Here is a 3,963-nt window from a genome sequence, read left to right as displayed (position 1 = left end):
TCAAGGCGCGCGTGAACCACCAGATCGTCTCCCAGGCCGTCGTCATCGCCACCGGCGTCACCGAGGACGGCGGCCGTGAGGTCCTGGGCGTCATGGTCGGCGACAGCGAAACCGAAGCGTTCTGGACCGAGTTCCTGCGCTCATTACGGGAACGCGGCATGACCGGTGTCCGTCTCGTCATCTCCGACAGCCACAGCGGTTTGGTCAAGGCCATCCGCAAGGTCATGCTCGGCGCCGCCTGGCAGCGCTGTCGTGTCCACTTCGTCCGCAACGTCTTCTCGGTGATCCCGAAGGGAGCCGCGGAGATGGTCGCCGCGACGATCCGCACGCTCTTCGCCCAGCCCACCGCCGAAGCGGTCCGGGCCCACCTCGACACCGTCGCGGACATGCTCGGCGAGCAGTTCCCCAAGGTCAGAGAGATGCTTCTCGACGCGAAGGAGGACCTGACCGCGTTCGCAGACTTCCCCCACCAGCACTGGAAGAAGATCCAGTCAACCAACCCGCTCGAGCGACTGAACCGGGAGATCAAACGCCGTTCCGACGTCGTCCAGGTCTTCCCGAACACCGGCGCCGTCGACCGGCTCGCCACCGCTGTCCTCGTCGAGCTCCACGACGAGTGGATCGCCTTCCCCCGCCGCTACCTCTCCATCGAGAGCATGGACAGCCTCTATCCGGACAACGCCACCTGCCTGCCCGGCACCACCGAATGATCAGCTACACCACACCAAGGGACACGACCGAGCAGGATTCGCAAGGACGCTGCCGCGCTACTGGAAGCCGCCCGGCACGCCGCCCCCGGCGAGGTGTTCACCGCTGCCGGTCAGCAACTCGTACGTGCCGTGGTTCCGCACGGAACGGCCAGCAGGATCTGGGCCGAGGACCCGAACACCGGAAAACGCCGAGATCTGGGACTCGAGGACGAGCGAGCCTTCTGGACCTGGGCCGTGGTCGAGGTCCTGCGTGCCACCGACATCCGCATCGAGGAACTGCTGGAACTCAGCCACCACAGCCTGGTCCAATACCGGCTGCCCACCACCGGTGAACTTGTCCCCCTCCTGCAGATCGTCCCGTCCAAGACGGATACCGAGCGGTTGCTGCTGGTCAGCCCCGAACTCGCCGATGCCCTGAGCGCGATCATCTGCCGAGCCCGGGAGGCCACCGGCGCCGTTCCCCTGGTCCGCTCCTACGACCGCCGCGAATGTGCCTGGCAGGAGTCGGCCCCGCTGCTGTTCCAACGACGCATCCACGGTGAGGACTGCGCGTTCACCGATGAAACCGTTCGTACCATGCTCGACGAGGCCCTCACCGACGCGGGCCTGACCGACGTTATAGGTGCCCCGCTTCGCTACACCCCGCACGACTTTCGCCGGCTGTTCATCACCGATGCCATCCTCAACGGTCTGCCGCCGCACATCGCCCAGGTGATCGCAGGCCACCAGGACATCAACGTAACTCTCGGCTACAAGGCCGTCTACCCCGAAGAGACAATCCAGGCGCACATGGCCTTCCTCGCCCGCCGCCGGTCCCTCCGCCCGAGCGAGGAATACCGCGTTCCCACCGACGAGGAATGGCAAGAGTTCCTCGGCCACTTCGAGCGGCGCAAAGTCTCCATCGGAGCGTGCGGCCGCGCGTTCGGCACCCCCTGCATGCACGAACATGCCTGTGTCCGCTGCCCGATGCTCTGGCCCGACCCCGCCCAGCGTGGCCGTCTCGTTGAGATCCGCGACAACCTCCTTGTCCGCATCGCCGAGGCCGAACGTGAAAAATGGTTCGGCGAGATGGAAGGGCTGCAGGTCAGCCTTGCCGGAGCAGAGGAGAAGCTCACCCTTCGGCCGACGCCCACCCAGCACCGTCGTCGACCTCCACGGACTTACCGACGCCACAAGGAGCGGGTTCTCCTGCACGTCGTTCCTACCGCAGTTGGGAAGATGCGCGTAAAGGACGTGAACGCCTCATCTTTGCTGGACTGGCTGCACGACCGTCGCAGGCTACTCGAAAGTTCCACGCTGCGCCTGGTCTTCGACAATCTTCGGGCCGTCTTTGACCTGGCCGTGGACGACAGCCTGATACACAAGAATCCGTGCCTCGCCAAATCGGTGCAGGACGCCAAGCCGAAGCGAGGAGGTGGCGGCCGGGCAGAGCTGACCCTGACATGCGAGGACACCGAGAAGATCCGTGCCGAACTTCCCGACCGCTATAAAGCACTCGTCGACTGTGGTCGCGGCCTGGGTCTTCGGCAAGGAGAGATATTCGGCCTGTCGCCAGAAGATATCGACTGGGCACATCCGGACGGCGCCATGGTGCACGTGCAACGGCAAGTAGTCCACGACGGCTCGTTCCTCGTATACGCCCTCCCCCAAGGGCGGAGACGAGGAGGACCCGAAGGACCGGTGGGTCGAGTTGACCGACGACGTGGCCATCCCCCTGCGCGAGCACATGCAGAAGTACCCGCCGGTCGAGGTGACCCGACCGTGGGGCAGCAAAGGCGGCGACCCGGTCACGGTGCGGCTGATCTTCTACACCCGGGAGAAGACCGCCATTCAGTCGAATTGGTTCAACTCCTACCGCTGGGAAGCCCGCCCTGGCGTCGGCCGGCCTCATCAAGCTTCTTGAGCCCGACGCGAAGGGACGACGCTGGGAGAAGTCCCGCGACGTGATGATGCACGCGCTCCGACACCTGTACGCGTCGATGATGATCAACGGCGGGGTAGACGTGTACACACTTGCGGACCGACTCGGACACGCCGATCCCGCGTTTACCCTGCGTAAATACGTGCACCGGGTCGTGGGAGCCGGTTCCAAGGTCCGCATCGCGGTCCGGAGCGCCTACACCAGGGCCGCGTGAGTCCTGCTCCGTTCGGCTTGTGCAACAACCGTGCAAGATGATCTTCGAGAGGGGCATTTGCGCAGGTCAGAAGCTTTGTCTATGAGTTCCGCGACATCTGAAGACTCTGAGAAAATGCCGCGCGAAAACCCTCCTGACCTGCGCAAATTCGGGGCAGGAGGGAACCCATAGGTGCCTCTGGGACTTTTCTGGGACTTCTGGCCGGGCGCGGAGTCGTTGAGTGACATGCGCATCACGCGATCCGCCATCGGAAAGATGCCAGCCTGAGCGGATCAGGGCTGAGCAGAGTACGGCAACCAGCTCACCCCGGGGAAACGCCCCGCTCGCTCCCGGCCACCGGGCAGGAATGCGGAAGTCGACGTCCTCAAGGAGGTCTTCTGGCGGCCGGTCGCCCAGAGCCCGTACGGGCCCGTCCTCGCGGAGGAGGACGTGATCGGGACCAAAGTCCGTGCCCTCGCCGACCGCGGAGCGCCCCGCGACCTGATCGACGTGTTCGCAGCCTCCCACCGCTGGACCAATACCGAGCTCGAGGAGTTCGGCCGCCGCCACGCCCGCGGCCGCTTCGAGCGCGAGGACCTGCAAGCGAACCTCACGGGCGCCGAGTGGACCGATGACGAAGCCTTCGCCGCCTACGGGCTCAATGACGCCACCATCACCGCACTCCGCGTTTGGGCCTTGGAGTGGGCCGACGACCTCGCGACCCGCCTCCTCGAAGAGGCCGATGATCCGGACAACGTCTGATCAGGTCCGGATGAGATCGCATCTGCAAGCGGGCAGAGCACGAGCCGAGTAGTGAGTAGGTGGGACAGCAGTACGGGCTTGTCCCACGCCAAGCACGCCAGGGCAGACCGAACCGCCCGGGGTGATGTGGAAGGTCGATTCCGTGCAGGGATCAGAGTCATGGCGCGTCCCTCTTCGCACCCCCCGAACTCCGCAAGCGTGCGATGTGCATGGCCGCTGAAATCCGCGGTGACTACAAGCCGCGGACGGTGGGGTCGCGTTGGACGATCTCGAGGTCGATGCCTAGATGATCGATTCCAAGGGGTCAGTGGTCATAGGCGGTCAGTGAGCGCAGGACGGGCTGTCCGGTGTGGTCGTTGTGCCAGATCGCGGCGGTC

The 3,963-nt window shown here is 65.1% G+C and carries 3 protein-coding genes and 1 pseudogene; all 4 read left to right on the top strand.

Translation table 11 applies throughout. From position 1 onward, the window contains the following. A partial coding sequence (locus ACZ4SA_RS36695; protein WP_468283124.1) for an IS256 family transposase occupies positions 1 to 710 on the top strand: 710 nt, incomplete at its 5' end. Positions 711 to 803: 93 nt separating this feature from the next. Continuing rightward, positions 804 to 2,657: a tyrosine-type recombinase/integrase gene (locus ACZ4SA_RS36690; RefSeq protein WP_468283121.1), complete on the top strand. Its 1,854-nt coding sequence runs from the start codon at positions 804 to 806 to the stop codon at positions 2,655 to 2,657. Further along, positions 2,657 to 2,845 carry a tyrosine-type recombinase/integrase gene (locus ACZ4SA_RS36685; RefSeq protein ID WP_302217024.1) on the top strand — a complete coding sequence of 63 codons (189 nt, stop codon included), beginning with the start codon at positions 2,657 to 2,659 and terminating at the stop codon, positions 2,843 to 2,845. Before ACZ4SA_RS36690 ends, ACZ4SA_RS36685 begins: the two co-directional genes overlap by 1 nt. A gap of 329 nt (positions 2,846 to 3,174) precedes the next feature. Continuing rightward, positions 3,175 to 3,586: pseudogene (locus ACZ4SA_RS36680) on the top strand (nucleotidyl transferase AbiEii/AbiGii toxin family protein); the annotation flags it as partial. Positions 3,587 to 3,963: the final 377 nt, after the last annotated feature.

The organism is Streptomyces sp. NPDC027962, from assembly GCF_055566095.1.
This window is presented reverse-complemented; position numbering and strand designations above follow the sequence as displayed.

Coding starts and splice junctions, on each gene's coding strand:
- ACZ4SA_RS36685 (WP_302217024.1), top strand. CDS start 2,657: ATGATGCACGCGCTCCGACACCTGTACGCGTCGATGATGATCAACGGC.